This is a genomic window from Pseudomonas sp. Soil_N_39, from assembly GCF_057655955.1.
This window is the reverse complement of the sequence record NZ_JBDGLI010000014.1, coordinates 114,270-141,161: the sequence shown is the minus strand read 5'-3', so window position 1 is coordinate 141,161 and position 26,892 is coordinate 114,270. Positions and strand designations below refer to the sequence as shown.

The following is a 26,892-nucleotide window of genomic DNA, read 5'->3' as shown; positions in this document are numbered from 1 at the left end:
CCAACAGGTCAACCTTTCAGAATTTTTGTATCAATCGATAGCTGCCTTAGAACGTATCTTTCCAAGCCCTCAAGGCCGCAAAAACCTCACTCGGCGTCTGGTTACGCTGGCCGTTCCGTTCGTCTGCTTTTTGTTTAACGGATGTTTCAGCGGTGCGCAGGAATGGATTGGTGAGTTTTTCCAGGGCCAGGGTCGAGGGCAGTGTCATGATGCCTTCGCTGCGTTGGCTGCTGACTTTTTCCAGGCGGGCGGCAATGTCCGGATTGCCTGGCTCCACGGCGACCGCGAACTTCAGGTTGCTGAGGGTATATTCATGGGTGCAGTAGACCAGGGTATCTTCAGGCAACGCGGCGAGGCGACCCAGGGAATGGTGCATCTGCGCAGGCGTGCCTTCGAAGAGCCGGCCGCAACCGGCGGCGAACAGGGTGTCGCCGCAGAAGAGCAAGCCATGGTGGTAGTAGGCAATGTGCCCCAGCGTATGGCCCGGAACCGCGTAGACGTCGAAGTCCCAGCCGAGCACGCTGATTTGGTCGTTGTCATTCAGGGCCTGGTCCCGCGCCGGGATGTTTTCGCTGGCGGGGCCGTAAACGGTGGCGTTCGTCGCATTCTTCAGCGCCTGGACGCCGCCGACATGATCATGGTGATGGTGGGTGATCAGGATGTCGCTCAGGACCCAGTCCGGATGGGCGTCGAGCCAGGCCTGCACGGGGGCGGCATCACCCGGGTCGACCACGGCGCAGCGCTGGGTGGAGTGATCCTGTAACAACCAGATGTAGTTATCGGTGAACGCGGGCAGGGCACTGATCTGTATCATCGCGGAATTCGCCAAGCGGAAAACAAAGGCGCATCTTAGAACTTCCTGACGCGTTGGAGAATGCAATGACCGATGAAGCGTTCGCTCAGGCTGATCCTGACTGGCTGGCGTTGATCAGCGCCGCCCGTGAATGGCTGTCCGGCCCTGTCGGGCAATTTTTGCTGGAAGAAGAACGGCGCATGCTCGAAGACGAGTTGGGCCGGTTCTTTGGCGGTTACCTGGTGCACTACGGGCCTTCGGCGCAAACGCCGCCGTCGGCGCCGCAGGTCCAGCGCAACGTACGCCTGGGCGCGCCGTTGCCTGGGGTGGAAATCGTCTGCGAGGAGCAGGCCTGGCCGCTGAGCGAGCATGCCGCCGACGTGGTGGTCATGCAGCACGGCCTGGATTTCTGCCTGTCGCCCCACGGTTTGTTGCGCGAAGCCGCCAGCAGCGTGCGCCCCGGCGGGCATCTGTTGATCATCGGGATCAACCCCTGGAGCACCTGGGGATTACGGCATGTGTTTGCCCACGACGCCCTGCGACAGGCCCGCTGCATCTCGGCATCGAGGGTTGGCGACTGGCTCAACCTGCTGGGCTTCGCGCTGGAGAAACGCCGCTTCGGGTGCTATCGTCCGCCGCTTGCGTCACCCAAGTGGCAGGCTCGCCTGGCCGGCTGGGAGCGCAAGGCCGGCGACTGGCAGCTGTCCGGCGGTGGTTTCTACCTGCTGGTGGCGCGCAAGATCGCGGTCGGGCTGCGCCCAGTGCGACAGGCGCGACGCGAGCCGATGGGCAAGCTGATTCCCTTGCCGATGGCCAAGGTCAATCGCCGTCACATCGAGCCGTAACCTTTTTCTGAGGGTTCTTGTCGGCATTGGGCTGTGGATGTTGTCGGGCCCGATGGGCGGGCCTTTGCATTTTTTCTGGATAGATTGGCATGAGCGATAGCGTAGAACTCTTCACTGATGGCGCCTGCAAGGGCAACCCCGGCCCGGGTGGCTGGGGCGCGTTGCTGGTGTGCAAGGGCGTGGAGAAGGAACTCTGGGGCGGCGAAGCCAATACCACCAACAATCGCATGGAGCTGATGGGGGCCATCCGTGGCCTGGAAGAGCTCAAGCGGTCTTGCGATGTGCTGCTGGTGACCGACTCGCAGTACGTGATGAAAGGCATCAACGAGTGGATGGCCAACTGGAAGAAGCGCGGCTGGAAGACGGCGGCGAAGGAACCGGTGAAAAACGCCGACCTGTGGATGCTGCTGGATGAGCAGGTCAATCGCCACAACGTCACCTGGAAATGGGTGCGCGGCCACATCGGCCACCATGGCAACGAACGGGCCGACCAGTTGGCCAATCGTGGGGTGGATGAGGTGCGGGGCTACAAGCAGGCTTGATTCAGCCGGATGTACCTCCTGTGGCGAGGCGCTTATGTGGGAGCAAAGCTTGCTCGCGACACAGGCGCCCCGGTTTTCCTGAAAGACCGCATGATCTTCATCGCGAGCAAGCTTTGCTCCCACAGTGTTTGCTCTCGCTCATCACTTGCTTCCACGCGCCTGGCTCCCAGGTAAATCCCCTTGCCACAAGAGCGTGTTAAGATCCGCGCTTTTGCAAGACTGCCCGTTGAGAGCTGAACACTGATGGCCAACAGATCTGTAGTACTGGATACCGAAACCACCGGCATGCCGGTGACCGATGGTCACCGGATTATTGAAATCGGTTGTGTCGAGCTGATCGGCCGGCGCCTGACCGGTCGCCATTTCCACGTTTACCTGCAACCGGACCGCGAAAGTGACGAGGGCGCTATCGGCGTCCACGGCATTACCAACGAATTCCTGGTGGGCAAGCCGCGTTTTGCCGAAGTGGCCGATGAGTTCTTCGAATTCATCCAAGGCGCGCAGTTGATCATCCACAACGCGGCGTTCGACGTGGGGTTCATCAACAACGAATTCGCGTTGATGGGGCAACACGACCGGGCCGACATCACCCAGCATTGCACCATCCTCGACACCCTGATGATGGCCCGGGAACGGCATCCGGGGCAGCGCAATAGCCTCGACGCCTTGTGCAAGCGCTACGGCGTCGACAACTCCGGCCGTGAACTGCACGGCGCCTTGCTCGACTCCGAGATCCTGGCCGACGTCTACCTGACCATGACCGGCGGCCAGACCAGCCTGTCCCTGGCCGGCAACGCCTCGGACGGCAACGGTACCGGCGAAGGCTCCGGCAACCAGGCCACGGAAATCCGCCGTTTGCCCGTCGACCGCCAGCCCTCGCGGATCATCCGCGCCAGCGAAAGCGACCTGGCCGAACATGCCGCGCGTCTGGAAGCCATCGCCAAGTCCGCGGGTGCTCCGGCATTGTGGACACAACTGGCCGAGTCGCAGGCCGCTTCGCACGGATGAACCCTTCCTTGTGGGAGCGAGCTTGCTCGCGATAGCGGTGGTTCAGCTTGCATCATGATCAAATGTGCCGCCGCCATCGCGAGCAAGCTCGCTCCCACAGAGTTATCCATCGTTCATTTCTCGCCACAATCGCCACGACCTTCTAACCTGAGGTAACGGGCAGGCTACGGATCCCGCTTGATGTGTGAAGATTTGAAAGACAAGGGCAATGGATGGCACCACGCCGTTGGTTGCTTCAAGGAATGAGGACCTTCCCCAGTATGCAACCGGTCATGAATCCCAAGTACCCCGGACTGTCGGTGCGCATCGTCGATGATGGCTTTGCCGCCTATATCTGGGGCAGTGATTTCAGTTTTGAAGTCAGCGACTACGCGACGGCGCAGATCGGCCGTCCCGTCAGCCAGTGGCCGGTGACGCCCATTGTTCCCTATCGCAAGTGCTATGGCATCGACCCCGAGGAGTTCAGCAGCTTTCGCGATGCTCCGGACAGCGAGATCTTCATGGCCTATCTCGATGACCAGCCCGTAGGGCATCTGGTGGTCAGTACCAACTGGAACGGCTATGCCCACATCGACGAGTTGGCGGTGCACGCCCCGGCCCGTCGCCACGGGGTGGCCAAGGCGTTGCTCGATGTCGCCCAGTTCTGGAGCCGCAAGAAAAAGCTGCCGGGCATCATGCTTGAGACCCAGAACAACAATCTGGGCGCCTGCCGGCTCTACGAGCGTTGTGGTTACGTGCTCGGCGGTATCGATCACCTGCGCTATCGCGGCATTGACCGGCATACCGCCGAAGTCGCGCTGTTCTGGTACCGGCTGTTCGACGACCCGCTCGGTATGTCGATCAGTGGCTCAGCAACGCCTCGGCTTGTTCCGTAACCCGTTCCAGCAGCGATTGAAGGGCGGGCGAGGAGGGCGCGCCGTTGAGGCTCAAGGCATAGAGGCCAATCGCGATGGCGGGCGATACCGGGCAGACGTCCAGGCCCCCGCCCTTGGCGCCCGAGGCGGTGAAAGGGTCGACAATGGCAAGGCCTTCGCCGGCCTCGACCATGGCGCGCATCATCTGGTGGGTCTGAACGCGGATCTGGATCATGGGTGCGGGACGCAGCGCCGCCAGTTTATGCTCGAACGCAGGGCTCAGCGGGTCATGGCCATCCAGACCCACCAACGGCTGGCCCGCCAGGTCCTGAAGCGAAATGTATTTTTGCCGGGGTTGCAGCCAGCCGTGGGGCGCGAGCAATTGCAGTTTGCCTTGGGCGATCATCTGGCAATGGATGTCGGGGTGTTCGGGGTCGTGCAGGCTCAGGCCCAGGTCGCTTTCGCGCAACAGTAGGCTGTGGACGATGTCCCGGGTCGGTCGACTGAGCAGGGTGCACGGCACATCCGGATGGCGCCGACGCAAGGCGGCGATGCTCTGGGGTAGCAACTGCTGGGCCAGCGGTGGAGTGCAGATAATGCGCAAGGGCGTTGCCTGATGATGTTTCAGGCTGCTGGCCAGGCGCTGTACCGGTTCAAGGGTGTCGTACACCCGCGTGATGCCGTCGCGCAATTCAAGGGTTTCCCGGGTGGCCTGCAAGCGCCCGCGCACGCTGGCAAACAGCATGAAGCCCAACTGGGCCTCGGCATCGCGCAGGATCGCCTCGACCTCCGCCACCGGCAGTTGCAGCCATTCGGCCGCCGTGCCGAGGTGGCCGGTCTGCAGCAGCGCCTGAATCACTTCGATGTGGCGTAAACGCATGCAAGAAGTCCATGTTCGGCGGGTGAGCCATTGAGTGGCTGAATCCTAACCCAAGTCCGGGCATGACTTCTGCTCATAACCAACGGTTATGAAGCTATTTGCGTTTCAGTGGGCGTCTGAGTTGGCAGTGGCGTTTCCGGTTCGCGCGTCAATTCGATTTGAGATTGCACCAGAATAAATTTGTCGTCGTCGAGTTTGCTGACTCGATCACCGATAGCCAATTTATAGGTAGTGACAGGCTCCTTGCCGTTTCCGTCGGGCGACGGGGTCGATTCCTGGAACTCATGCACCGAATAGACGCGACCTTCGGCGTCCCGCGCATGAAATTGTCCGACAAGTACTGCTGCCATTGCTTAGAACCTCTGGAAATAAATCACTCGATTTGCGGTTCTGTAGACCTTGGTCAAGCGCGGTAAGTTTTCCTACATGAAAAAAATAGTCCAGCCGGCCGATTTTTGTCGCTCCGCTGGTCCAATTGTCACCCCGATCATCTATAACTACAGGCTCCTTTGAGCCGACAGTCGAGAAGCCTCTCATGAGTAATGTCTACAAAGTGGCCGTTTTGGTGGGCAGCCTGCGCAAGGCATCGATCAACCGCAAGGTCGCGCTGGCACTGGAGGACCTGGCGCCCGCCAACCTCAAGCTGGATATCATCGAGATCGGCGAGTTGCCGCTCTACAACGAAGACATCGATGTTTCCCCTCCGGCAGCCTACAGCACTTTCCGTCAGCAGGTGGGCGCGGCCGACGCCTTGTTGTTCGTCACGCCGGAGTACAACCGTTCGGTGCCGGCACCGTTGAAAAATGCCATTGATGTGGGCTCGCGTCCCTACGGCCAGAGTTGCCTGAGCGGCAAACCGGGTGCGGTGATCAGTGCTTCGCCGGGCGCCATTGGTGGGTTCGGTGCCAATCATCATCTACGCCAATCGCTAGTGTTCCTTGACGTTCCCTGCATGCAGCAGCCAGAAGCCTACCTGAGCGGCGCCGCGACGGCGTTTGACGAGGCGGGCAACCTGTCGGAGTCGGTACGGCCGTTCCTGCAGAAATTCATCGACGCCTATGGCAAGTGGGTTGAGCAGCACAAGAAGGCCTGAAGGCCCTCTGGAACTTCAAACTAAGCATTTGTGGCGAGGGGATTTATCCCCGCTGGGGCGAAGCGCCCCCATTCAAATTGTCTGACACTCCAGGTGTTGGGTTTGGGGCTGCTTCGCAGCCCAGCGGGGATAAATCCCCTCGCCACACATGCATCTGCATCGGCCATTCAATCCGCGCTTTACTGGATATTCGAAACTTCCCTATATTCGCCCCTTCGCTCCACCAGCCGTCCTTCGTCATGTGCGAATCCGCAATCGCGTCGATGCCTTCAGGTTGAACGCCATGGCTGATTTTCCGCTCACACGTTGCTGCTGATTTCCTCTTTTCAATCTTTTCAAGGCTGTTGCGCATGTTGATCGCGTCGTTGATTTTCCTGCTGACCATTACGTTGGTGATCTGGCAGCCCAAGGGGTTGGGCGTTGGCTGGAGTGCGACGCTGGGCGCGCTGCTGGCTTTGTTGAGCGGGGTGGTGCAGGTCGGTGACATTGCGCTGGTCTGGCAGATCATCTGGAACGCCACCGGTACATTTGTCGCGCTGATCATCATCAGCCTGCTGTTGGACGAGGCGGGGTTCTTCGCCTGGGCGGCCCTGCATGTGGCCCGTTGGGGCAAGGGCAGCGGACGCAAGCTGTTTGCGTTCATGGTGCTGCTGGGGGCGCTGGTGTCGGCGTTGTTTGCCAATGACGGGGCGGCGTTGATCCTGACCCCCATCGTGATTTCGATGCTGCTGGCGTTGCGGTTTTCCCCGGCGGCGACCCTTGCGTTCGTGATGGGGGCCGGCTTCATTGCCGACACCGCGAGCTTGCCGCTGGTGGTGTCGAACCTGGTGAACATCGTCTCGGCGGACTTCTTCGGCATTGGTTTCAACCGCTATGCGGCGGTCATGGTGCCGGTGAACCTGGTCAGCGTGGCGGCCAGCCTGGCGATCTTGCTGTGGTTCTTTCGTCGCGACATCCCGCGGGACTATGACCCCGATCAACTGGATGACCCGGCGACGGCGATCCACGACAAGGCAACGTTTTATGCCGGTTGGGTGGTGCTGGTGATCCTGCTGCTGGGCTGCTTTGCCCTGGAGCCGCTGGGGATTCCCATCAGTGCGATTTCGGCGGTGTGTGCTGCGTTGCTGTTGGCTGTTGCGGCCTATGGTCACAAGATTTCCACCCGCAAGGCGATGAAGGAAGCGCCCTGGCAGATCGTGATTTTCTCCCTCGGTATGTACTTGGTGGTCTATGGCTTGCGCAACGCCGGGCTGACCGGTTACCTGGCCCAGTGGCTCGACGGTTTCGCCGAATATGGCGTGTGGGGTGCGGCCATGGGCACCGGTGTGCTGACGGCGCTGCTCTCGTCGGTCATGAACAATTTGCCAACGGTGCTGATCGGCGCCTTGTCCATCGACGCCAGCCAGGCTACCGGAGTGGTGAAGGAGGCGATGATCTATGCCAACGTCATCGGCAGCGACCTGGGCCCGAAAATCACCCCGATTGGCAGCCTGGCGACCTTGCTGTGGTTGCATGTGCTGGCGCGCAAGAACATCCAGATCGGCTGGGGGTATTACTTCAAGGTCGGGATCGTGCTGACGGTGCCAGTGTTGCTGGTGACGTTGGCGGCGCTGGCTTTGCGGTTGTCCTTCTAGACCGAGTTGGCTTCATCGCGAGCAAGCTCGCTCCCACAGGGTTATGTGCAGATCATCAATGCTGCAAGCAACACAAATCCACTGTGGGAGCGAGCTTGCTCGCGATGAGGCCCTGGCAGGCAGCACAAGGCTCAGCCATTACCCGGCGCATTCGGCCAAAGATCCGCCACCAGGAACACCCGCTCGGCTTCTTCCCACTCGCCCTCGGCATTTTCGCTCAGGCGCACCATCAACTGTGCCGGCGCCATGGGGTCCAGGGCCATTCGCCAGGCGTCTAGTTGCGCGGTGCTCCAGGTCTGCTCGGCTGGATAATGCGCCGGGGCCAGCCAGGCGGCGCGGGGCAGGGGTTGCCAGCGGCCCGGCGGACGTTGGGTGATGAACGCCGGCCAGTCCCGTTGATGCAACCAGCGACCGCGCAAATGCCTGGGGTGGGCACCGGCCGGGGGGGCGGCCTGGCCTGGCCAGGGGTACAGCAAGTACCCGCCCAGCCAGAGTTCGGAGCGAAACAGTTCGAGGCCCGAGGGCTCGATCCCCAGTGCCGCCAGGGCCTCGCGGCTTTCAGGGCGGGCCGAGATCGGCAGTTGGTGTTCGCGCAGATGCGCCAGCTTGCGGTCGAGCCGGTCATGGCAACCCGGGCCCAGCCATTGCGCGGCGTCCAACCCGTTACCGTGCTGGGGCCCGAGGTACAACTTGATGGCCAGTTCCAGGTGGTGGATGCCGTCGCGATCGCGCAGCAACAGGTCCAGTTCGCCCAGGGTATGGCCTTCGCGGCGGATCGGCAGGTTCGCGGCGATCAATTCGATGCCCGGGGCGTGCTGCACGGCAAACTGCCACAGCCTTTCGTAATACAGGCCCAGGCGTCGCGTTCGTCCTTGGGACAGGCAGTGCAGCAATGGGTAGCTGTCGCGGTCCAGTTGCCGCAGCCAGTGTTCCAGTTGCCCAGGCTCCTGTACCCAATCACTGCCGGCCAGGGGGTGGCGCTGGGGCCAGGGCGTGTCGATGAGCATCGGCGGGGCGATGATCGCCCACGCGAGGTCGCGCACTTCGGGATGGTGCAGGCGTCGGGGCAGGTCCAGCAATTCAGGGAACAGGATCATCTTGCGAGCATAGCCGTTGCGCTGAAGGCTTAAAGGATTTTGTCTACGGCGCGCTTTCGCCCATAATCGTGTTTTTCGCCCGCCGCAGACCTTCGCAGGAGCCTCATGGAGCAATTTCGCAATATCGGCATCATCGGTCGCCTGGGCAGTTCGCAGGTGCTGGACACCGTTCGCCGTCTCAAACGTTTCCTCCTGGAGCGGCACCTGCATGTGATCCTCGAAGATACCATCGCCGAAGTGCTGCCGGGCCATGGCCTGCAGACGTCGTCGCGCAAGATGCTCGGCGAAGTCTGTGACATGGTCATCGTGGTCGGCGGCGACGGCAGCCTGCTGGGGGCCGCTCGGGCTCTGGCGCGGCACAATATCCCGGTGCTGGGGATCAACCGCGGCAGCCTGGGGTTCCTCACCGACATCCGCCCTGACGAGCTGGAGATCAAGGTTGCAGAGGTGCTGGACGGCCACTACCTGGTGGAGAACCGTTTCCTGCTGCAAGCCGAGGTCCGTCGTCACGCCGAAGCCATCGGCCAGGGCGATGCCCTCAATGACGTGGTGCTGCACCCCGGCAAATCCACGCGCATGATCGAATTCGAGTTGTACATCGACGGTCAGTTTGTCTGCAGCCAGAAAGCCGACGGCCTGATCGTCGCCACCCCCACCGGTTCCACCGCCTATGCGCTGTCGGCCGGCGGGCCGATCATGCATCCCAAGCTCGACGCTATTGTGATTGTGCCCATGTACCCCCATACCTTGTCTGGGCGACCGATTGTGGTCGATGGCAACAGTGAGCTGAAAATCGTCGTGTCCAAGGATATGCAGATCTACCCGCAAGTGTCCTGTGACGGCCAGAACCATTTCACCTGCGCGCCAGGTGACACCATCACCGTCAGCAAAAAAGCGCAGAAGCTGCGCCTGATCCATCCGCTGGATCACAATTATTATGAAGTCTGCCGGACCAAGCTCGGCTGGGGCAGTCGGTTGGGGGGTGGAGGCGACTGATGCTCGATCCTGCGCGCAGTTACGATTTGATCGGTGACGTGCACGGATGCGCCCTGACCCTGGAACACCTGCTGGACCGACTCGGTTACCAAAAGCAGGGCGGGGTCTGGCGGCATCCGTCGCGCATGGCCGTGTTCCTGGGGGACATCATCGACCGTGGCCCGCGGATTCGCGAGGCGCTGCACATCGTCCACGACATGGTCGTGGCCGGCCAGGCGCTGTGCATCATGGGCAACCACGAGTTCAACGCCCTGGGCTGGAGTACACCGGCATTGCCGGGCAGCGGCCAGCGCTACGTGCGCGAACACACGCCGCGCCATGCCCGACTGCTCAACGAGACCCTGACCCAATTCGAGCAACATCCCGGTGACTGGCATGACTTTCTCAAATGGTTCTATGAGCTGCCGTTGTTTGTCGACGCCGGCCATTTCCGGGTGGTGCATGCCTGTTGGGATGCGGGCCTGATCGAACCGCTGCGCGGCCTGTTCCCGGACGGTTGCGTCGACGAGCATTTCCTCCAGGCCTCGGCGCAACCGGGCAGTTTTGCCTGCACGGTGTTCGATCGTTTGCTGCGTGGCACGGACATGCGCCTGCCCCATGGCCTGACGCTGACCGGTGGCGATGGCCTGACCCGTTCGTTTTTCCGCACCAAGTTCTGGGAAGACAACCCGCAGACCTACGGCGACATCGTGTTCCAGCCAGACGCCTTACCGGAGCCGGTGGCCCGAACGCCGCTGTCGCCGGATGAAAAAAACAACCTGCTGCGCTATGGCGTCGATGAGCCGCTGTTGTTCGTCGGCCACTATTGGCGCAGCGGCAAACCCGCGCCGATCCGCCCGAACCTGGCCTGCCTGGATTACAGCGCGGTGCTCTACGGCAAGCTGGTCGCCTATCGCCTCGACCAGGAAACGCGCCTGGATCCGCACAAGTTCGTCTGGGTCGATGTCGAGCGGCCGGAGGTGGTGCAATGAGACTGTCTGTCACGCGAACGCATTGTTTGAGGAAGTGCCATGGATGATTCGACGTTCGACCAACTGGAGGCCGCGCTCCTTGTTGCGCCCGGTAACGTCGCGCTGCTGACACTGTTGCTCAACGCCAGTGTCGAGCGCGGCGAGTACGAGCGCGGGCTTGAGTTGCTGCCTGCCGATCTTGAGCAATGGAGCGATGCCCAGGCCTTGAAAATGGCCGCTGCCGGGTTATGTATCGCCGCGGGCCAGGCGCAACGGGCGCTTGGCCTGATTGAAGGCGACGAGCCTGCCGCGCGGATGCTCAGGGCGCGCGCCTTCGCGGCCCTGGAGCGGATGAAGGAGGCCCAGGTGGAGTACCGCGCCGCGGTGGATGCCAACCCGGCCCTTGAAGACATGGCGCTATGGCGTCGATTGAACGTATCCGTGACTGACTTTTCCGCAGCACAAGGGCGTCCGCGCTTGCGCGTGATCTCCAATGACAACACCGACCAGACCGAGGTCCGTCGCCTGTTGGTGCCGGAAAAGGAAGTCCTGTCCTTCGATGACATTGGCGGCCTGGACGAGCTGAAGAAAACCATTCACAAGAAAATCATCCTGCCTTACCAGAAGCCCGGCCTGTTCCAGCGCTTTCGCAAGCGGGTCGGTGGCGGCGTGTTGCTCTACGGGCCTCCGGGATGTGGCAAGACCATGCTGGCCCGGGCCACGGCCGGGGAGTGCAAGGCGACATTCTTCAACGTGGCTATTTCCGATGTCCTGGACATGTACATCGGCGAATCCGAACGCAAGTTGCACGCGCTGTTCGAGCAGGCTCGTGCCCAGGCTCCGGCAGTGATGTTTTTCGATGAAGTCGAGGCCTTGGGTGGCAAACGTTCCAATACCCGGGATTCGACGTCTTCGAAGCTGGTCAGCCAGTTTTTGTCCGAGATGGACGGTTTTACCAAGGACAACCACGGCGTACTGATCCTCGCGGCAACCAACGTGCCTTGGTCGGTGGACTCGGCTTTCAGGCGCCCGGGGCGTTTCGACCGGGTGTTGTTCGTGCCGCCGCCCGACCGGCCGGCCCGGGAAGCCATGCTCAAGTTGATGATGGCAGGCCGTCCGATGGCCGAGGATATCGACTTTGCCTTCCTGGCGAAAAACACGTCGGGCTTTTCCGGCGCGGACCTGGGCGAGCTGGTGGAAACCGCCGCTGACGAAGCGATCGAAGAGTCCATCAGCGGCGCGAGCGAACAACCGATCTGCGATCGGCATTTCAAGCACGCCCTCAAGGAAGTGCGGGCAACCACCCTGGAATGGCTGACCACGGCGCGCAATTACGCGCGTTATGCCAATGAAGGCAACCAGTACGACGAGGTGCTGGCCTTCCTCGACAAACATGGGAAGGGTCGTTGATGGCGCAGTACGGTGGTTATCGCATTGAAGACGAACCGCGTCCCGGCGCCCTGGCCAAGTGGGCCGTCTCGCCTTTTTGGCCGCTGCTGGGGCTGATGCTGGGGGGCGCCTGGCTTGGCTTGCCGTGGTTTGTCTTCAACGCCATCGCGGTGGGCAGCCCGACCCGCGTACGTGAGTGGCTGCTGGCCGGCCTTTGCCTGGTGGGCAGCCTGGTCATCGGCGCGGTGCTATTGCAACTGGTGGGCGCCGGTTACATCCAGAGCCAGGCACAGATCCAATACGCCTTGTTGACCCTGGTGGTGTGGAAACTTGCCATCGGCTACCTGCTGTTCATGCAGCAAAACGCGACCATCGAGATCTACCAGTACTACGGTGGCGTGCTGAACCGCTTTGGCTTGCCTGTCGTGCTGGTTGGCGCGTTTGTGCTCAAGGGCATGGTCATCAAGTGGGTGCCTGCCACTCTCTGGTATCTGGTGGTGAGCTGATGAATACCGATTATCTGCTGCAACTGGCGTATCAACGCTTGCAAGCCGACCATTACGACGGTGCCATCGACGCGCTGCGCCAATTGCTGGCGAGCGATCCGGGTTCGGCCGAAGCCCATGCGTTGCTGGCGGTCTGCCTGATCAATATGCGCCGTGTGCATGCCGCCAGGCGCGAGGTGCAGTTGGCGCTGGCGGCCGATGCACAATTGCCGATTGCCCATTACGCTGCCGCCCAGGTTGCCATTGCCCTGCGCAAGTTCAAACTGGCCCAGGAACACTTGACCCAATTGCTGGACATGGAACCGCTCAATCCGGTCAATTACCGCACGCTGGCCGATCTGTACCAATTGACCGGCCGCCTGGAGCAAAGCCGCGAGCCGTTGGAAAAAGCCCTGGAGCTGGGCCCCGACGATGCGTCCAACCTGGTGGCCATGGCCCAGTTTTATCGTGCCAGCGGCGACTGGGGGCAGGCGCATCAGTTTGCCCGCCAGGCCTTGCAGTCCGAACCGGGGCATACCGGGGCCGTGGTGGTGCTTGGACATCTGTTGTTGCGCGAAGGTGACGTCGAGGGCGCGCGTGAGCACGCCATCTGGGCCTTGCAGGAAAACGCCAATGACCGCGCCGCGCTGCACTTGCTGACTGCCGTCAAGGCCCGCAGCAGTCTGTTTTTAGGAGCGTGGTGGCGATTCAACAGTTGGATGAGCGAGCGCAGCGCCAGTCGCGCCATCGTGGTGCTGTTGCTCATGTTCGTGGTCTATCGGGTAGTGGTCATCACCCTGACGGCCCAGGGCTATCCGCAGGTGGCCCAGGTGATTGATTGGCTATGGCTGGGGTTTGCCGTGTACACCTTTGCCGCGCCACAGATATTCAGGCGCTCCCTGGAAAAAGAGCTGGCCCAGGTCAAGCTGTCCAGAGAGTTCTAAATAGTGGGTGGCCACACGGCGGTCAGTCGTGCCTTGCCTTGGAAACCCACGACATTATTGGAGATTGCTTAACATGTCGTCTTTTGCAGAAATGATCAAGAACATCACCCCCGACATCTACCAGAGCCTGAAACTGGCGGTGGAAATCGGTAAATGGGCCGATGGTAACAAGCTCACCGCCGAGCAGCGCGAGCTGTCCCTGCAGGCGATGATCGCCTGGGAAATCCAGAACCTGCCCGAAGACGAGCGCACCGGCTACATGGGCCCGCAGGAATGCCAGTCGAAGTCCACCGAAGTGCCGAATATCCTGTTCAAGTCGGACGCCATCCATTGATCGAGATTGGCCGCGGTGCAATCAGCAAGATGTCGGCGCGCCTTGACGGGCCGACCGTTCAATACGCCTTCCGCCTGGACGAGGTCGAGGTGCCGGTCAACCCATTGATTGGCAGCACGATTCGCCTGGAGTTTCTCGGTGCGATCCACTGCACCCATTGCGGACGCCGGACCAAGACCAGTTTCAGCCAGGGTTATTGCTACCCGTGCATGACCAAGCTGGCCCAGTGCGACCTGTGCATCATGAGCCCCGAGCGTTGCCATTTTGACGCAGGCACTTGCCGTGACCCGGCCTGGGGTGAGCAATTCTGCATGACCGATCATGTGGTCTACCTGGCCAACTCCTCGGGCGTGAAAGTCGGCATCACCCGCGCCACGCAATTGCCGACCCGCTGGCTGGACCAGGGCGCCAGCCAGGCGCTGCCCATCCTGCGGGTCGCCACCCGTCAGCAGTCAGGGTTTGTCGAAGACCTGTTCCGCAGCCAGGTGGCGGACAAGACCAATTGGCGTGCCTTGCTCAAGGGCGACGCCGCGACGGTGGACCTGCCGGCAATCCGCGACGCGCTGTTCGAAAGCTGCGCCCAGGGATTGCAGGGCTTGCAGGAACGATTCGGCCTGCAAGCGATCCAGACCATAGCGGACGTCGAGCCCATCGAGATCCGTTACCCGGTGGAGCAGTATCCGACCAAGATCGTCAGCTTCAACCTGGATAAGAACCCGATTGCCGAAGGCACGCTACTGGGGATCAAGGGCCAATACCTGATTTTCGACACTGGCGTGATCAACATTCGTAAATACACGGCCTACCAGCTCGCCGTGCATCAGTAGAAGGATTCGACCCATGCGCACCGAACAACCGAAGATGATTTACCTCAAGGACTATCAGGCCCCCGAGTACCTGATCGACGAAACACACCTGACCTTCGAGTTGTTCGAGGACCACAGCCTGGTCCATGCGCAACTGGTGATGCGCCGCAACCCCGAGCGCGGCGCCGGGCTGCCGCCATTGGTGCTCGATGGCCAGCACCTGGAGCTGGTCTCGCTCAAGCTCGACGACGCCGACCTGGGGCAGGGCGAATACCAGTTGGACGACAGCCACCTGACCGTGCACCCCAAGGCCCAGGCCTTCACGGTCGACACCACCGTCAGGATCCACCCGGAAACCAACACCGCCCTGGAAGGCCTGTACAAATCCGGCAGCATGTTCTGCACCCAGTGCGAGGCTGAAGGGTTCCGCAAGATTACCTATTACCTCGACCGCCCGGATGTGATGAGCAAGTTCACCACCACCGTGGTGGCCGAGCAGCACAGCTATCCGGTGCTGCTGTCCAACGGCAACCCGATTGCCAGCGGTCCCGGCGAAGACGGCCGGCACTGGGCGACCTGGGAAGACCCGTTCAAGAAACCGGCCTACCTGTTCGCCCTGGTGGCCGGTGACCTGTGGTGCGTCGAAGACACCTTCACCACCATGACCGAGCGTAATGTGGCGCTGCGCATCTACGTCGAGCCGGAAAACATCGACAAGTGCCAGCACGCCATGACCAGCCTGAAGAAGTCGATGCGCTGGGACGAAGAGGTGTACGGGCGCGAGTACGACCTGGACATCTTCATGATTGTCGCGGTCAACGACTTCAACATGGGCGCCATGGAGAACAAGGGCCTCAATATCTTCAACTCCAGCGCCGTGCTGGCTCGCGCCGAAACCGCCACCGATGCCGCGCACCAGCGGGTCGAGGCGATCGTTGCCCACGAATACTTCCACAACTGGTCGGGCAACCGCGTGACCTGCCGCGACTGGTTCCAGCTGTCGCTCAAAGAAGGTTTCACGGTGTTCCGCGACGCCGGGTTCTCGGCCGACATGAACTCCGCCACCGTCAAGCGCATCCAGGACGTGGCGTACCTGCGCACCCACCAGTTCGCCGAAGACGCCGGCCCCATGGCCCACCCGGTGCGTCCGGACAGTTTTATCGAGATCTCCAACTTCTACACCCTGACCGTGTACGAAAAGGGCTCGGAAGTGGTCGGCATGATCCATACCCTGTTGGGGCCTGAGGGTTTCCGCAAGGGCAGTGACCTGTACTTCGAGCGCCACGACGGCCAGGCCGTGACCTGCGACGATTTCATCAAGGCCATGGAAGATGCCAACGGCGTCGATCTGGCCCAGTTCAAGCGTTGGTACAGCCAGGCCGGTACGCCACGGCTGGCGGTGAGCGAGTCTTACGACGCCGCCGCCAAGACCTACAGCCTGACCTTCCGCCAAAGCTGCCCGCCGACCCCGGACAAGATGGAAAAGCTGCCGTTCGTGATTCCCGTGGAACTGGGCCTGCTGGACAGCCAGGGCGCCGAGATCCCGTTGCGCCTGGCCGGTGAAACGGCGGCAAACGGCACGTCCCGGGTGATCTCGGTGACCGAGGCCGAGCAGACCTTCACCTTCGTCGACATCGCCGAACAACCCCTGCCTTCGTTGCTGCGTGGTTTCTCGGCACCGGTGAAACTGAGCTTCCCGTACAACCGCGACCAGTTGATGTTCCTGATGCAACACGACAGTGACGGCTTCAACCGCTGGGATGCCGGCCAGCAATTGTCGGTGCAGGTGTTGCAGGAACTGATCGCCCAGCATCAGCAGGGCGCCAGCCTGACGCTGGATCCGCGCCTGGTCAGTGCGCTGCGCAGCGTGCTGTCGGACGAATCCCTGGACCAGGCCATGGTCGCGGAAATGCTCTCGCTGCCTAGCGAAGCCTACCTGACGGAAATCAGCGAAGTGGCCGACGTCGAGGCGATCCACACCGCCCGTGAGTTCGCCCGCCAGCAGTTGGCCGAGAACCTGTTCGAAGCCCTGTGGCTGCGCTATGCCGCCAACCGCGATCTGTCGAAGAAAACGCCATACGTGGCTGAGGCCGAGCATTTCGCCCGTCGCGCGTTGCAGAACATCGCGCTGTCGTACCTGATGCTCACCGGCAAGCCTCAAGTGGTGAGTGCGACCCTGGAGCAGTTCGACACCGCCGACAACATGACCGAGCGCCTGACCGCACTGGCAGTGCTGGTCAACTCGCCGTTCGAGACCGAAAAGGCCAAGGCCCTGGAAGTGTTCGCGGAAAACTTCAAGGGCAACCCGCTGGTCATGGACCAATGGTTCAGTGTCCAGGCAGGCAGCCCGTTGCCGGGCGGCCTGGCGCGGGTCAAGGCGCTGATGGAGCACCCGGCGTTCAATATCAAGAACCCGAACAAAGTGCGGGCGCTGGTGGGGGCATTTGCCGGGCAGAACCTGATCAACTTCCACGCGGCCGACGGTTCGGGTTATCGCTTCCTGGCGGACTTGGTCATCCAGCTCAATGGCTTCAACCCGCAGATCGCTTCCCGGCAACTGGCCCCGCTGACCCGCTGGCGCAAATACGACAGCGCCCGCCAGGCGCTGATGAAAGCCGAACTGGAACGCATCCTGGCGTCCGGCGGGCTGTCCGCCGATGTGTTCGAGGTGGTGAGCAAGAGCCTGGCGTGACCTTGAAGGCGCGCGGTCTGCCTGGCGGACCGCGGTGCCTTCATCGCGAGCAAGCTCGCTCCCACAGTAGATCTTCAGTGAACGCATATTTTGTGATCAGCCTGGATCCCCTGTGGGAGCGAGCTTGCTCGCGATGGCGTCAGACCCGCCACCGTCTACAGAAAAATCCCCCGAACGCCCGGTCCGGTTCAATGGTGAAAGGGAGTGTGTACTCAGGGTTTGTACAAAAAAGATCAATTGTTGAGAGATAAAAGCCAGGTTGCGAATACGCTGAGGTTTTATCGACTTTATCGGCGTGGCTCATGAGTGATTCGGTTAAATGCTTATTTTAGAAAAGTTAAGTTCTTTTCCAGAGCCAAGAATGGCCAGTGCGTAGAAACTTTCACTCGTTGTATAGTTCCTGGCAAGTAGAATGTTCAGGCTGAGGGCATTGACCAAGGCTTCTTCCTTTTCTGGTGCTGGATCATCTGTTTCTTTAATAAATTCGGTACTTAAGAATCTAAGGTCATCATGGAAGGTAACGCTGGCGGAATATTTATTGCTATGTCCGATACTCCCCATTACTTTGTAATTTATAAAGGTGGCACCCCTGTATTTATTGGTGAAAATGAATGATGGCAGATTCATGTCCCATGAGTGCCCTGTGCCTTCCAGCAGCTTTCTTACGGTAGGGGTATCCATGATGTAGGTGTTGTAGGGTTCTACGTCGAAGCTTTTTTCGTTATTAATATTTTTAGTGGTTGTCATGATATTCGCTCCTCTCGCGATTGTTGATTTAATATTGCGAATGGTTTATCTGTCGGAGGTCACTGCGCGGTGTGGCGAGTGTCGATTAGGAAAGGAAAGAGGGCTACTGTCAGAAATAACAGGGTTTTATATTGATTTTGAATTAGCCATATAGGCGGTCGTTGTAATGGCTGTCTTGTGCTGGAGGCAGGTGTCCTCGTCATCACCCTACCGAATACCCCGCCATTCACCCCCAGCGCCAACCCCCCGTGGTTAACAAAAGATAACGCGGCGTCGATTGTCAGACCTTTCGAAAGCCCGATAGGATAGGTCAGCTTCCGAAGTGGCTCTAGATTGCAGGTTTCAGGACTATGCTCCAGGACTGGCAACGTACCAAGCCATAACAATAATAATGGGGGAAAGGTCTATGAATGAGCCTGTCACGGCTGTGGGCCGCTGCCGGCCGCCGATGCTGCGCAGAATCGCGTTGCTGGCTTCGGCGCTCTCGCTGCTGGGCTCTGCGCTGTTGTCGGCACCGGTGATGGCGGTCGCGGCGTCGACGTCCGATGTCATCTATTCCGTTGAATCGGCCAAGGCCAGCAAAACCCTGATGCTCGATGTGGTCCATGCCGGCCAGCGCCTGGTGGCGGTCGGTGATCGTGGGCACATTGTCTATTCCGACGATCAAGGCACGTCCTGGACCCAGGCCAAGGTGCCGACCCGCCAACTGCTCACTGCGGTCTTTTTCGTCGACGACAAGCACGGCTGGGCCGTGGGGCATGACGCGCAGGTCCTCGCCAGCGACGACGGTGGCAGCACCTGGACCAAGCAATTTGAAGACCTCACCCGTGAAGCACCGTTGTTGGATGTCTGGTTCAAGGACGCCAGCAGTGGTTTTGCCGTGGGGGCGTACGGTGCGCTGTACGAGACCACCGACGGCGGCAAGCACTGGGAAGACGCCAGCGATCGCCTTGATAACGAAGACCAGTTCCACCTCAATGCGATAGCCGCCGTGAAAGACGCCGGGCTGTTCATTGTCGGCGAGGCCGGCAGCATGTTCCGCTCTGCCGACTGGGGCCAGACCTGGGAGAAGGTCGAAGGCCCGTATGAAGGCTCGCTGTTCGGGGTCATCGGTACTGCCCAGCCTTCGACTCTGCTGGCCTACGGCTTGCGCGGCAACCTGTATCGTTCCACCGATTTTGGCGGCACCTGGGAGCCGGTCGTGCTCAAGGCCGCCCGGGGCACCCTGGAATTCGGCCTGTCAGGCGCCACGCTGTTGGCGGACGGTTCCATCGTGATTGTCGGCAACGGCGGCAGCGTGGTGCGCAGTACCGACGATGGCGAAAGCTTCAGCGTGTTCAACCGCCCGGACCGAATCTCCGTGGCGGCCGTCACGGCGGCAGGCAACGGCAACCTGATCCTGGCGGGGCAAGGCGGCGTGCGCGCCACCACGTCCACCGGCGCCGAACTGAGCAAATGAGTCAGGCCTGCAAGACGGGCATAAAAACAAGAAGGCGGACCCCATGAGCAGTCATCACCAAGACAAGGCGACGTTCCTCGAGCGCCTGATTTTCAACAACCGCCCGGCAGTGATCGTCATTTGCCTGCTGGTCAGCGTTTTCCTGTTCTGGCAGGCCACGCTGATCCGCCCCTCCACCAGTTTCGAAAAAATGATCCCCCTCGAGCACCCCTTCATCCAGAAGATGCTCGAGCACCGCAACGACTTGGCGAACCTGGGCAACACGGTGCGCATTTCCGTGGAAGCCACCAATGGCGACATCTTCTCCAAGGAATACATGGAGACCCTGCGCCAGATCCACGACGAGGTCTTCTACATCTCTGGTGTCGACCGTTCCGGGCTCAAGTCATTGTGGAGCCCGAGCGTGCGCTGGACCGAAGTGACGGAGGAGGGCTTCGCCGGCGGCGAGGTGATCCCCCAGAGCTATAATGGCTCGGCCGACAGCCTCGACCTGCTGCGCAACAACGTGCTCAAGTCCGGCCAGGTCGGGCGCCTGGTGGCCAACGACTTCAAGTCGAGCATCATCGACATTCCGCTGCTGGAGTCCTATCCCGACCCGCAGGACCAGGGCAAATTGCTCGCCCTCGACTATCGGAAGTTTTCCCACGAGCTTGAAGACAAGATCCGCAACAAGTTCGAAGCCCAGAACCCGAATGTGCAGATTCACATCGTCGGCTTCGCCAAGAAAGTCGGTGACCTGATCGACGGCCTGGTCATGGTGGTGCTGTTCTTCGGCGTGGCCTTCGTCATCACCCTGATTCTGTTGTACTGGTTCACCAACTGCATGCGCAGCACCGTGGCGGTGCTGACCACCACCCTGGTGGCGGTGGTCTGGCAACTGGGGCTGATGCACGCGGCCGGTTTTGGCCTGGATCCGTACTCGATGCTGGTGCCGTTCCTGATCTTCGCCATCGGCATTTCCCACGGCGTGCAGAAAATCAACGGTATCGCCTTGCAGTCCAGCGAGGCGGACAACGCCCTGACGGCGGCACGCCGCACCTTCCGCCAATTGTTCCTGCCGGGGATGATCGCGATTCTGGCGGACGCCGTGGGCTTCATCACCTTGCTGATCATCGACATCGGCGTGATCCGCGAACTGGCCATCGGCGCCTCCATCGGCGTGGCGGTGATCGTGTTCACCAACCTGATCCTGCTGCCGGTAGCGATCTCCTACGCCGGCATCAGCAAGCGTGCGATCGAGCGCAGCAAGAAAGACGCGACCCGCGAACATCCGTTCTGGCGCCTGCTGTCGAACTTCGCCAGCGCCAAGGTCGCGCCGGTGTCCATTGCCCTGGCGGTGATCGCCTTTGGTGGTGGTCTCTGGTACAGCCAGAACCTGAAGATCGGCGACCTGGACCAGGGCGCGCCGGAACTGCGTCCGGACTCGCGCTACAACCAGGACAACAACTTCATCATCAGCAATTACTCCACCAGCTCAGATGTGCTGGTGGTGATGGTCAAGACCAAGGCCGAAGGCTGCTCGCGCTATGAAGCCATGGCCCCCATCGACGAACTGATGTGGAAGATGCAGAACACCGAGGGCGTGCAGTCGGCGATTTCCCTGGTGACCGTGTCCAAGCAAATGATCAAGGGCATGAACGAGGGCAACCTGAAGTGGGAGACCTTGTCGCGCAACCCTGACGTGCTGAACAACTCCATCGCCCGGGCCGATGGCCTGTACAACAATAGCTGCTCCCTGGCACCGGTGCTGGTGTTCCTCAACGATCACAAGGCCGAGACCCTGGACCGCGCAGTAAAGGCGGTGCAGGACTTCGCCAAGGAAAACAACCGTGATGGCCTGGAATTCATCCTCGCCGCCGGTAACGCCGGCATCGAGGCGGCCACCAATGAAGTGATCAAGGAGTCGGAACTGACCATCCTGATCCTGGTGTACATCTGCGTGGCGACCATGTGCATGATCACCTTCCGTTCCTGGGCAGCGACGCTGTGCATCGTGCTGCCGCTGGTGCTGACGTCGGTGCTGGGCAACGCCCTGATGGCGTTCATGGGCATTGGCGTGAAGGTCGCGACCCTGCCGGTGGTGGCCCTGGGCGTGGGGATCGGCGTGGACTATGGCATCTACATCTACAGCCGTTTGGAAAGTTTCCTGCGGGCCGGGTTGCCGTTGCAGGAGGCTTACTACCAGACGCTGAAATCCACCGGCAAGGCGGTGCTGTTCACCGGTTTGTGCCTGGCCATCGGCGTGTGCACCTGGATCTTCTCGGCCATCAAGTTCCAGGCCGACATGGGCTTGATGCTGACGTTCATGTTGCTGTGGAACATGTTCGGTGCGTTGTGGCTGCTGCCGGCGCTGGCGCGGTTCCTGATCAAACCTGAAAAACTGGCGGGGCAGAAGGGCAATTCGTTGTTTGCGCATTGATCGAGAGCGAACCCGTCCAGCACAGCCCTAGTGGCTAAACCAATGTGGGAGCGAGCTTGCTCGCGATAGCGGTGTGACAGTCAATGAAGGTGTTGAATGTCTGTCCGCCATCGCGAGCAAGCTCGCTCCCACAGGTTTTCCGGCCAAACACGACCCTGTGGCGAGGGAGCCCCTCGCTTGAGGTGAAGAATCAAGGCGCCAACGGCAAGAACTTGTCCTGGGCCAAGGACTTGCCGATCTGTCCTCGATGCACATTCACCACCGCGTAGGGGCTCTGCGCCTTGGCGATCAGCGAGTGGTAGTGCTCCCGGCGTTGCTCCTTGGTTTTCAGGTGCGCGACGCTGTAGTCGGCTTTTGGTGTGTCGACCGTTGCATAGTGGAAGTGCGCATACCAGAGGGGAAACCCGTCATGGTCGTTGATGGCGTATTCCTGGAGGAAATCCTTGCGCTCGCCTTTCAAGGCCACGCGTTCGCCGAGCAGCGCGACCTGGATCAGGTTCTTCTCGAACAGGAACCGAAGGTTGCTATCAGTGGGCGGCAATTGCAGGCTCAACTCGGTGCGCAGGGCGCAGCCCTTGAGCGTCAGCCTGGTCATCGCGTCCGACAACTGCTTGGCCAGCGCCTGATCGGCCGGCGTGCGCGTGGTTGGCGATGCGCTGAAGGCCCGGTCGAGTTCGGCGGCGAGGGCGCGGAAGCGGTCCGCCTCATTGTTCATGATTTCCTCGATTTCCTGAGGATGGCGGCAGTGCTTCTTGTAGCTTTCAGCGTGGCGTAGGCGGCCTTCCAACTCATCGAGGATCTTTCGCGCATCGGCCTTGATCGCCTTGAGCGATCGCGTCTTGGGGGCCGGCGTCGGTCGGCGTACCTCGACCACGTCCCAGACGTCGTCATGGCGCGAATAGGTGGCGATCACCTCGTCATTGGCTTCGGAGCGCACTTCGACGACTTCAATCGGCAAGGTCGTGCCGGCGGGTTTCAGGTCGCCAATCAAGACACCACTGTGGCGGGTCTTGATCACCTTTTTCTGCGGACGCCCGGCGGATAGCTTGGGGTGCTTGGGTGCACGCTTGCGTGGTTTGGGCTCGGGTTTGAGTTCCGCAGCCAGTCTCCCGGACGCGTCCTGGTAAAGGCTGTCGACCAGTTTGATCAGCCGGTCGAAATAGCCTTCGTTGAGGTCGTCGGCGTAGAGGACCTTCAGCCCCTGCAAGCCGTCCAAGGCCTTGCCATAGTGCTCGGTCAGGCTTTCCAGTACCGCAAACTGCTCCGAGGGCGACAGCTCGTAAAGGCGTAGCTCAGCCTGGGAACGCATGTGTTCCCCCAGTGGTTTGACGATGCGCAGCAGGCTGTCGGTAAAGTCGGAGACGGGGTGTTTGACCGACAGGAGCGGCAGAGTGCCCAGCAGCAGGACTCTGCTGCCGGTGACATTTCTTTCATCCAGCGGGCGGTCTTTGGTCAGCCGTTCGAACGCTGCCGCGCCAGCGTCATCGAGGTTCAACAGCCGATCCAAGTAGTCGTCCTTGAGTTTCAGCCAATGGACCGCACGCTCGTGGATGTCACTCAACGTATCGAGGAACTGCAAGTAGCTCTCGAGGTGATCGGTGAGCGCCGCTTCCACGTTATCTTCTCCTAGGAAACGGGGATGGGCGTCATTGGTGGCGATGTAATCCCTTTGCGTCACCAAGAAGGCTTTACGGGCATTGTTCACCACGTTTTCCAACAGCCCAAGCATGAATTTAGGCGCCAGCGCGATACCCAGGCCGGCCCGTTCGGGGGCGCTGTTGACCAGGCTCACATACAGGTCGGTCTGCTCCTGGAGCAGGTCATAAAAGACTTTGCGTTTCGGCGCGCGCTGGGCCTCGGTGTAGGGGCCTTCGTCAAGGCGTGTCATGACTTGCTGGGCGACGTCCACGGCTTTTTGCAGGTCGGCGTCCTGGGCAATGCGTCGGTTCAGTTCCGCGGTCAATTCGAAGCTGCGCTGGGTATTCAGACGACTCAATGCCGCCACGCGTTTGGGGGGCGCACCGCCCAGCAGGCGCAAGCGCAGGTCCAAGGACCAGTGGCCTTGGGTGTCCGATTTGAGCGCCGGACCGTTTTTGCTCGGGTCGAGCGGGTCGACAATGGTCGCGCTGCCGTCCTCTTCCGGAGTGACTCGATACAGGACGCCGTCGACCTCGGCGTGCCAGGTGTTGTTGATCACGTAAAGGCCCTTGTAAGGCCCGTAGGTCACCGGGTCGGGCAGTGCTGCCGGGCGCGTTGCCTGCAAGCGCAGCAGGCGGGTGCGTTGTTCCGGCGTCAGGCGCTGACGCGGGCTGGCGAAACTGAAGTCCAGGACCCTGCTGGCGGCTTCGGCGTGGGCGCCAGGCAAGGCAACGGGGCCTTCGACAAGGCTGGGCAAGGCCGGGGCGGGCCATAGTCCGGGGATCGCGCGTGGTACCGGGGGACGCATCGCCTGGGCCTTGATCGATTCGGGTAGCGCCGCGCGAACAGGCACGTGGACGGCGGGAAACTGGCTCACCAGCAGGGCCAGGTTGACCAGCAGATCGACAGTGGCGAGTTCCCGTGTCACCGGGTCTTCGCTGCCCAGGGCCGGGATGTCGTTTCGGGCGCTGGCCATCAGGTTCCACAGCCAGACGGTGGTCATGGCCGGGCCACGCAGCAAGGGGAACAGCAGCGTGTTGAACAACAGGCTGCCACCCTCGAGCAGCACCGCCCAGCGGCTCTCGCTGTTGGAGACCGAGGCCCGGTCGGCCTGGGTAACCAGGGCCTGAGCGTTGCAGCCGTAGAGGTACTGCATGAGTTGGCCTTTTTGCAGCGATTGCAGCAGATCGTCGTGGCTGTCGTCGTTGGCGAGGGTCGCCGGGGCGGGCTTTTCAGGCGGCTCGAACTCGTCACCCGGGAAAAACCGCACGATGTGTGGCTCCAGGAAACCACCGTTGGCGTACACCGGGCGTGCGGCATCGGACAGCCAGGTCAGGACGCTGTCCTGCAGCTCCCCGGCACTGGCGATGGCCTGCATCAGCGCCTGGCGCGTGGGGAATTCCCGCAGCGTCGGCGCATGCAGCGGTCGGTACAGCACGTGCGGGCCGGTGGTGATGTCTTGCGGCTCGACAATGAACATGTTCATCACGACATCGGCTTGGGCTTGGGGCTTGCGCAGCAAAGCCAGGTGGCGCATGACCATCGGGCGGCCATCGACCTGTTGGTCGTGGGGGTCGGTTTGCAGGACGGCTTCCATCAGCCGCAGGCCTTTGCGGGTCATGCCGTTTTCCTTGGCGAGCACCTGCTTCAACGTCTCCAGCGCCAGTTGCGCCGGGATCTGTTCGGCGAACATCTGTCGACGCCGCTGCGCCTGGGGCGAATCGCCAAGCAACTTGTCTTGCAGGTAGTGCGGGTAGGTGGTGCCAATGTCGATCTGTTCGATCAACCCGTCCCGGCGGGTGATGAACTCCGGCGTCAACCATGCAGGCAGCGCCAGGCCCAGGCGATGGCTGATCGTCAGGCTGCCGCTTGGCCGGGCGACGAGGTTGCGGATGGCCAGGTCGGTCAGGCTCATCTTCCTTTTTTCGCTAATACCGGCGGTGCCGGGATACCCCGCGGACACGGTGAAGATCAGCACCACATCGTCGGGTTGGTAGCGGTTGGACGGCACCTTGTCCGGGCTGCTGTCGTTGGTTTGCTGCATGCGCTTGAACAGGGCGTCGGCCGTGAAGGCCTTGATGTCCTTGATGTCGCTGAGAAAGGTTTGGCCGTGGTGCCGTTTTTTGGCGCTGGCCAGTACCAGGCTGTGGTGTTGGAACGTTGTTTGGTCGACGACGGAGGCCTGTTGCAGCCATTTGGGCAACAGTGGTTCGAGTTGAGCCGACGTTTTAGGCGTGAGGCGAGGGGCATCGAGCAGAGCGCGGGCCGGGTCGCTCAAGTCGTTGTAGAGCTTTTTCAGGTTTTGCAGGCCGATCCGAGCGGGCAGTTGTACGGTCTTGAGGTCGGCCAGTTGCTGTTCCAGCAGCATGGCTGCCTGGATTTCGAAGGTATTGCCGCTGATCTCGTAGCGCTGGCAGGTGACGGTGTCGACCACGTACCGACTGGCGATCCGTTCGCGCCAATGTTGGTTGAACGCCTCCAGGGAGGTGAAGGCGTGCACCGCGCTGCCGGGGCTGCACAACAGGAAGACGGTGGCGTCTGTGGTAGCGCGGGTCAGGAGGATGTCGCTGCCGATCAGCACGGTGCTGGTCGTGCCTTGGGTGACCAGGGTCTCCAGGCTGTAGGCGTATACCGGCGCCTGGCGGTTGTCACGCAAGCGTCTGTCACGGTCCGGCCAGCGGATCACTTGGTCCAGGGCTTCACGTGCCGGGTCGGTGAGCCCCGGTTGTTGCAGCCCACGGATATGCAGCATGTTCTTGAAGGTGTCGCTGAGCCATTGCCAGCGGCTGATAGGGCTGTTCGCCTCGGTGGGTGGGCTGGCATCGAGGTCGTCGCTCCAGTAGCGGGACAGCGCCTCTTCCAGCCCGATGGGTACGCTCCAGGACAGCTCACGCAATACCTTTTCGATGACCTTCATGTCCAGCGTTTGATTGCCTGACCAAAGACGGTGGGGAACGCTGTCGGAAAGGTAGTAATCCAGATTGCCCTGTGGGCTCAGATCCAGGGGGGTACCAAGCGCCAAATAGTTGAGGACCCATGCCATGAACGATTGAAAGTGCCAACCGCGCCCGACCACGTCCGGTGTTGCCAATTGGGTCTTGGCGAGGTCGAGGGTCAGCCAGGGGTATTTGTCCTTGAGGGCTTGCTCAAGCATGCGCTGGGCGACCTGTTCGAAGGTCGGGCGGCTGGCGAATTGCAGGCTGACCCGTTGTGCCAATGCGGCGGCGGTGTCAGCCGTGGGGAGGGCGGTCATGAGAAGTCCTTTTCATAAGTGCCATGGCCGTCGG

General features: G+C 61.2%; 23 protein-coding genes. 16 read left to right on the top strand and 7 right to left on the bottom strand.

The window, feature by feature from the left end; translation table 11 throughout:
* Window positions 1-46: 46 nt before the first annotated feature.
* Window positions 47-814, bottom strand: a complete 768-nt coding sequence (gloB, locus tag AC3A5O_RS20515; RefSeq protein ID WP_487753649.1) for a hydroxyacylglutathione hydrolase — start codon at window positions 812-814, stop codon at window positions 47-49.
* A gap of 65 nt (window positions 815-879) precedes the next feature.
* Here gloB and AC3A5O_RS20510 point away from each other — a divergent pair, with 65 nt between their 5' ends.
* From AC3A5O_RS20510 to AC3A5O_RS20495, 4 genes are all read left to right on the top strand, one after another.
* Window positions 880-1,638 carry a class I SAM-dependent methyltransferase gene (locus tag AC3A5O_RS20510; protein WP_053119806.1) on the top strand — a complete coding sequence of 253 codons (759 nt, stop codon included), beginning with the start codon at window positions 880-882 and terminating at the stop codon, window positions 1,636-1,638.
* Window positions 1,639-1,727: 89 nt separating this feature from the next.
* A complete protein-coding gene (rnhA, locus tag AC3A5O_RS20505) occupies window positions 1,728-2,180 on the top strand; it encodes a ribonuclease HI (protein ID WP_122565618.1) in 453 nt (150 codons plus the stop codon).
* Between the two features lie 243 nt (window positions 2,181-2,423).
* Window positions 2,424-3,188, top strand: a complete 765-nt coding sequence (gene dnaQ / locus AC3A5O_RS20500) for a DNA polymerase III subunit epsilon (RefSeq protein ID WP_122565617.1) — start codon at window positions 2,424-2,426, stop codon at window positions 3,186-3,188.
* A 260-nt stretch (window positions 3,189-3,448) separates the two neighbouring features.
* On the top strand, window positions 3,449-4,063 hold the full coding sequence (locus tag AC3A5O_RS20495) for a GNAT family N-acetyltransferase (protein ID WP_122565616.1): 615 nt from the start codon (window positions 3,449-3,451) through the stop codon (window positions 4,061-4,063).
* On the opposite strand, the gene AC3A5O_RS20490 is transcribed toward AC3A5O_RS20495, so the two are convergent.
* The gene (locus tag AC3A5O_RS20490) at window positions 4,029-4,922 is read right to left on the bottom strand and encodes a LysR family transcriptional regulator (RefSeq protein ID WP_122565615.1); all 894 of its coding nucleotides are present in this window, start codon (window positions 4,920-4,922) and stop codon (window positions 4,029-4,031) included. The two genes, AC3A5O_RS20495 and AC3A5O_RS20490, sit on opposite strands and share 35 nt — an antisense overlap.
* An 86-nt stretch (window positions 4,923-5,008) precedes the next feature.
* Window positions 5,009-5,272, bottom strand: coding sequence for a hypothetical protein (locus AC3A5O_RS20485; protein WP_122565614.1), 264 nt, complete (start codon window positions 5,270-5,272; stop codon window positions 5,009-5,011).
* A 185-nt stretch (window positions 5,273-5,457) separates the two neighbouring features.
* Between AC3A5O_RS20485 and AC3A5O_RS20480 the strand changes: the two genes are divergently transcribed.
* Window positions 5,458-6,015 carry an NADPH-dependent FMN reductase gene (locus AC3A5O_RS20480; RefSeq protein WP_305467241.1) on the top strand — a complete coding sequence of 186 codons (558 nt, stop codon included), beginning with the start codon at window positions 5,458-5,460 and terminating at the stop codon, window positions 6,013-6,015.
* A 43-nt stretch (window positions 6,016-6,058) separates the two neighbouring features.
* On the opposite strand, the gene AC3A5O_RS20475 is transcribed toward AC3A5O_RS20480, so the two are convergent.
* On the bottom strand, window positions 6,059-6,367 hold the full coding sequence (locus AC3A5O_RS20475) for a hypothetical protein (protein WP_305467240.1): 309 nt from the start codon (window positions 6,365-6,367) through the stop codon (window positions 6,059-6,061).
* Here AC3A5O_RS20475 and AC3A5O_RS20470 point away from each other — a divergent pair.
* Window positions 6,366-7,649, top strand: coding sequence for an arsenic transporter (locus tag AC3A5O_RS20470; RefSeq protein WP_122565611.1), 1,284 nt, complete (start codon window positions 6,366-6,368; stop codon window positions 7,647-7,649). The genes AC3A5O_RS20475 and AC3A5O_RS20470 overlap by 2 nt on opposite strands.
* 131 nt (window positions 7,650-7,780) lie before the next feature.
* On the opposite strand, the gene AC3A5O_RS20465 is transcribed toward AC3A5O_RS20470, so the two are convergent.
* Window positions 7,781-8,746, bottom strand: coding sequence for a DUF1853 family protein (locus tag AC3A5O_RS20465; protein ID WP_487753648.1), 966 nt, complete (start codon window positions 8,744-8,746; stop codon window positions 7,781-7,783).
* A 105-nt stretch (window positions 8,747-8,851) separates the two neighbouring features.
* Here AC3A5O_RS20465 and AC3A5O_RS20460 point away from each other — a divergent pair, with 105 nt between their 5' ends.
* The 8 genes from AC3A5O_RS20460 to pepN all read left to right on the top strand — a co-directional run bounded on the left by AC3A5O_RS20460 (window position 8,852) and on the right by pepN (window position 17,342).
* Entirely contained in the window at window positions 8,852-9,742 is an 891-nt protein-coding gene (locus tag AC3A5O_RS20460) for an NAD(+) kinase (protein WP_003180647.1), read from the top strand.
* Window positions 9,739-10,713, top strand: a complete 975-nt coding sequence (locus AC3A5O_RS20455) for a metallophosphoesterase (RefSeq protein WP_305483186.1) — start codon at window positions 9,739-9,741, stop codon at window positions 10,711-10,713. The genes AC3A5O_RS20460 and AC3A5O_RS20455 overlap by 4 nt, the downstream gene beginning before the upstream one ends.
* A gap of 39 nt (window positions 10,714-10,752) precedes the next feature.
* Complete coding sequence (locus tag AC3A5O_RS20450) at window positions 10,753-12,102, top strand: AAA family ATPase (protein WP_305490526.1); 1,350 nt, start codon at window positions 10,753-10,755, stop codon at window positions 12,100-12,102.
* Window positions 12,102-12,587 (top strand): hypothetical protein, encoded by a 486-nt coding sequence (locus tag AC3A5O_RS20445; protein ID WP_122565607.1) that lies wholly within the window; start codon window positions 12,102-12,104, stop codon window positions 12,585-12,587. Before AC3A5O_RS20450 ends, AC3A5O_RS20445 begins: the two co-directional genes overlap by 1 nt.
* Entirely contained in the window at window positions 12,587-13,510 is a 924-nt protein-coding gene (locus AC3A5O_RS20440) for a tetratricopeptide repeat protein (RefSeq protein WP_305490525.1), read from the top strand. The genes AC3A5O_RS20445 and AC3A5O_RS20440 overlap by 1 nt, the downstream gene beginning before the upstream one ends.
* Before the next feature lie 73 nt (window positions 13,511-13,583).
* Window positions 13,584-13,844 carry a YeaC family protein gene (locus AC3A5O_RS20435; protein ID WP_122565605.1) on the top strand — a complete coding sequence of 87 codons (261 nt, stop codon included), beginning with the start codon at window positions 13,584-13,586 and terminating at the stop codon, window positions 13,842-13,844.
* Window positions 13,841-14,671 (top strand): DUF2797 domain-containing protein, encoded by an 831-nt coding sequence (locus AC3A5O_RS20430; RefSeq protein ID WP_487753647.1) that lies wholly within the window; start codon window positions 13,841-13,843, stop codon window positions 14,669-14,671. Before AC3A5O_RS20435 ends, AC3A5O_RS20430 begins: the two co-directional genes overlap by 4 nt.
* Before the next feature lie 13 nt (window positions 14,672-14,684).
* Complete coding sequence (gene pepN, locus AC3A5O_RS20425; RefSeq protein ID WP_487753646.1) at window positions 14,685-17,342, top strand: aminopeptidase N; 2,658 nt, start codon at window positions 14,685-14,687, stop codon at window positions 17,340-17,342.
* 315 nt (window positions 17,343-17,657) lie between these two features.
* On the opposite strand, the gene AC3A5O_RS20420 is transcribed toward pepN, so the two are convergent.
* Entirely contained in the window at window positions 17,658-18,089 is a 432-nt protein-coding gene (locus AC3A5O_RS20420; protein ID WP_122565602.1) for a hypothetical protein, read from the bottom strand.
* Window positions 18,090-18,495: 406 nt separating this feature from the next.
* Here AC3A5O_RS20420 and AC3A5O_RS20415 point away from each other — a divergent pair, with 406 nt between their 5' ends.
* Together AC3A5O_RS20415 and AC3A5O_RS20410 are read left to right on the top strand one after the other, a co-directional pair.
* The gene (locus tag AC3A5O_RS20415; RefSeq protein ID WP_305467231.1) at window positions 18,496-19,548 is read left to right on the top strand and encodes a WD40/YVTN/BNR-like repeat-containing protein; all 1,053 of its coding nucleotides are present in this window, start codon (window positions 18,496-18,498) and stop codon (window positions 19,546-19,548) included.
* A 43-nt stretch (window positions 19,549-19,591) separates the two neighbouring features.
* Complete coding sequence (locus AC3A5O_RS20410) at window positions 19,592-21,967, top strand: efflux RND transporter permease subunit (RefSeq protein ID WP_122565600.1); 2,376 nt, start codon at window positions 19,592-19,594, stop codon at window positions 21,965-21,967.
* Between the two features lie 190 nt (window positions 21,968-22,157).
* Here the strand turns inward: AC3A5O_RS20410 and AC3A5O_RS20405 are convergent, their stop codons facing one another.
* Window positions 22,158-26,858, bottom strand: coding sequence for a dermonecrotic toxin domain-containing protein (locus tag AC3A5O_RS20405; RefSeq protein ID WP_487753645.1), 4,701 nt, complete (start codon window positions 26,856-26,858; stop codon window positions 22,158-22,160).
* Window positions 26,859-26,892: the final 34 nt, after the last annotated feature.

What these genes read in the sequence shown, in the direction of transcription:
- gloB (WP_487753649.1), bottom strand. Translation starts at nt 814, where the DNA reads ATGATACAGATCAGTGCCCTGCCCGCGTTCACCGATAACTACATCTGG.
- AC3A5O_RS20510 (WP_053119806.1), top strand. Translation starts at nt 880, where the DNA reads ATGACCGATGAAGCGTTCGCTCAGGCTGATCCTGACTGGCTGGCGTTG.
- rnhA (WP_122565618.1), top strand. Translation starts at nt 1,728, where the DNA reads ATGAGCGATAGCGTAGAACTCTTCACTGATGGCGCCTGCAAGGGCAAC.
- dnaQ (WP_122565617.1), top strand. Translation starts at nt 2,424, where the DNA reads ATGGCCAACAGATCTGTAGTACTGGATACCGAAACCACCGGCATGCCG.
- AC3A5O_RS20495 (WP_122565616.1), top strand. Translation starts at nt 3,449, where the DNA reads ATGCAACCGGTCATGAATCCCAAGTACCCCGGACTGTCGGTGCGCATC.
- AC3A5O_RS20490 (WP_122565615.1), bottom strand. Translation starts at nt 4,922, where the DNA reads ATGCGTTTACGCCACATCGAAGTGATTCAGGCGCTGCTGCAGACCGGC.
- AC3A5O_RS20485 (WP_122565614.1), bottom strand. Translation starts at nt 5,272, where the DNA reads ATGGCAGCAGTACTTGTCGGACAATTTCATGCGCGGGACGCCGAAGGT.
- AC3A5O_RS20480 (WP_305467241.1), top strand. Translation starts at nt 5,458, where the DNA reads ATGAGTAATGTCTACAAAGTGGCCGTTTTGGTGGGCAGCCTGCGCAAG.
- AC3A5O_RS20470 (WP_122565611.1), top strand. Translation starts at nt 6,366, where the DNA reads ATGTTGATCGCGTCGTTGATTTTCCTGCTGACCATTACGTTGGTGATC.
- AC3A5O_RS20475 (WP_305467240.1), bottom strand. Translation starts at nt 6,367, where the DNA reads ATGCGCAACAGCCTTGAAAAGATTGAAAAGAGGAAATCAGCAGCAACG.
- AC3A5O_RS20465 (WP_487753648.1), bottom strand. Translation starts at nt 8,746, where the DNA reads ATGATCCTGTTCCCTGAATTGCTGGACCTGCCCCGACGCCTGCACCAT.
- AC3A5O_RS20460 (WP_003180647.1), top strand. Translation starts at nt 8,852, where the DNA reads ATGGAGCAATTTCGCAATATCGGCATCATCGGTCGCCTGGGCAGTTCG.
- AC3A5O_RS20450 (WP_305490526.1), top strand. Translation starts at nt 10,753, where the DNA reads ATGGATGATTCGACGTTCGACCAACTGGAGGCCGCGCTCCTTGTTGCG.
- AC3A5O_RS20445 (WP_122565607.1), top strand. Translation starts at nt 12,102, where the DNA reads ATGGCGCAGTACGGTGGTTATCGCATTGAAGACGAACCGCGTCCCGGC.
- AC3A5O_RS20440 (WP_305490525.1), top strand. Translation starts at nt 12,587, where the DNA reads ATGAATACCGATTATCTGCTGCAACTGGCGTATCAACGCTTGCAAGCC.
- AC3A5O_RS20435 (WP_122565605.1), top strand. Translation starts at nt 13,584, where the DNA reads ATGTCGTCTTTTGCAGAAATGATCAAGAACATCACCCCCGACATCTAC.
- pepN (WP_487753646.1), top strand. Translation starts at nt 14,685, where the DNA reads ATGCGCACCGAACAACCGAAGATGATTTACCTCAAGGACTATCAGGCC.
- AC3A5O_RS20420 (WP_122565602.1), bottom strand. Translation starts at nt 18,089, where the DNA reads ATGACAACCACTAAAAATATTAATAACGAAAAAAGCTTCGACGTAGAA.
- AC3A5O_RS20415 (WP_305467231.1), top strand. Translation starts at nt 18,496, where the DNA reads ATGAATGAGCCTGTCACGGCTGTGGGCCGCTGCCGGCCGCCGATGCTG.
- AC3A5O_RS20410 (WP_122565600.1), top strand. Translation starts at nt 19,592, where the DNA reads ATGAGCAGTCATCACCAAGACAAGGCGACGTTCCTCGAGCGCCTGATT.
- AC3A5O_RS20405 (WP_487753645.1), bottom strand. Translation starts at nt 26,858, where the DNA reads ATGACCGCCCTCCCCACGGCTGACACCGCCGCCGCATTGGCACAACGG.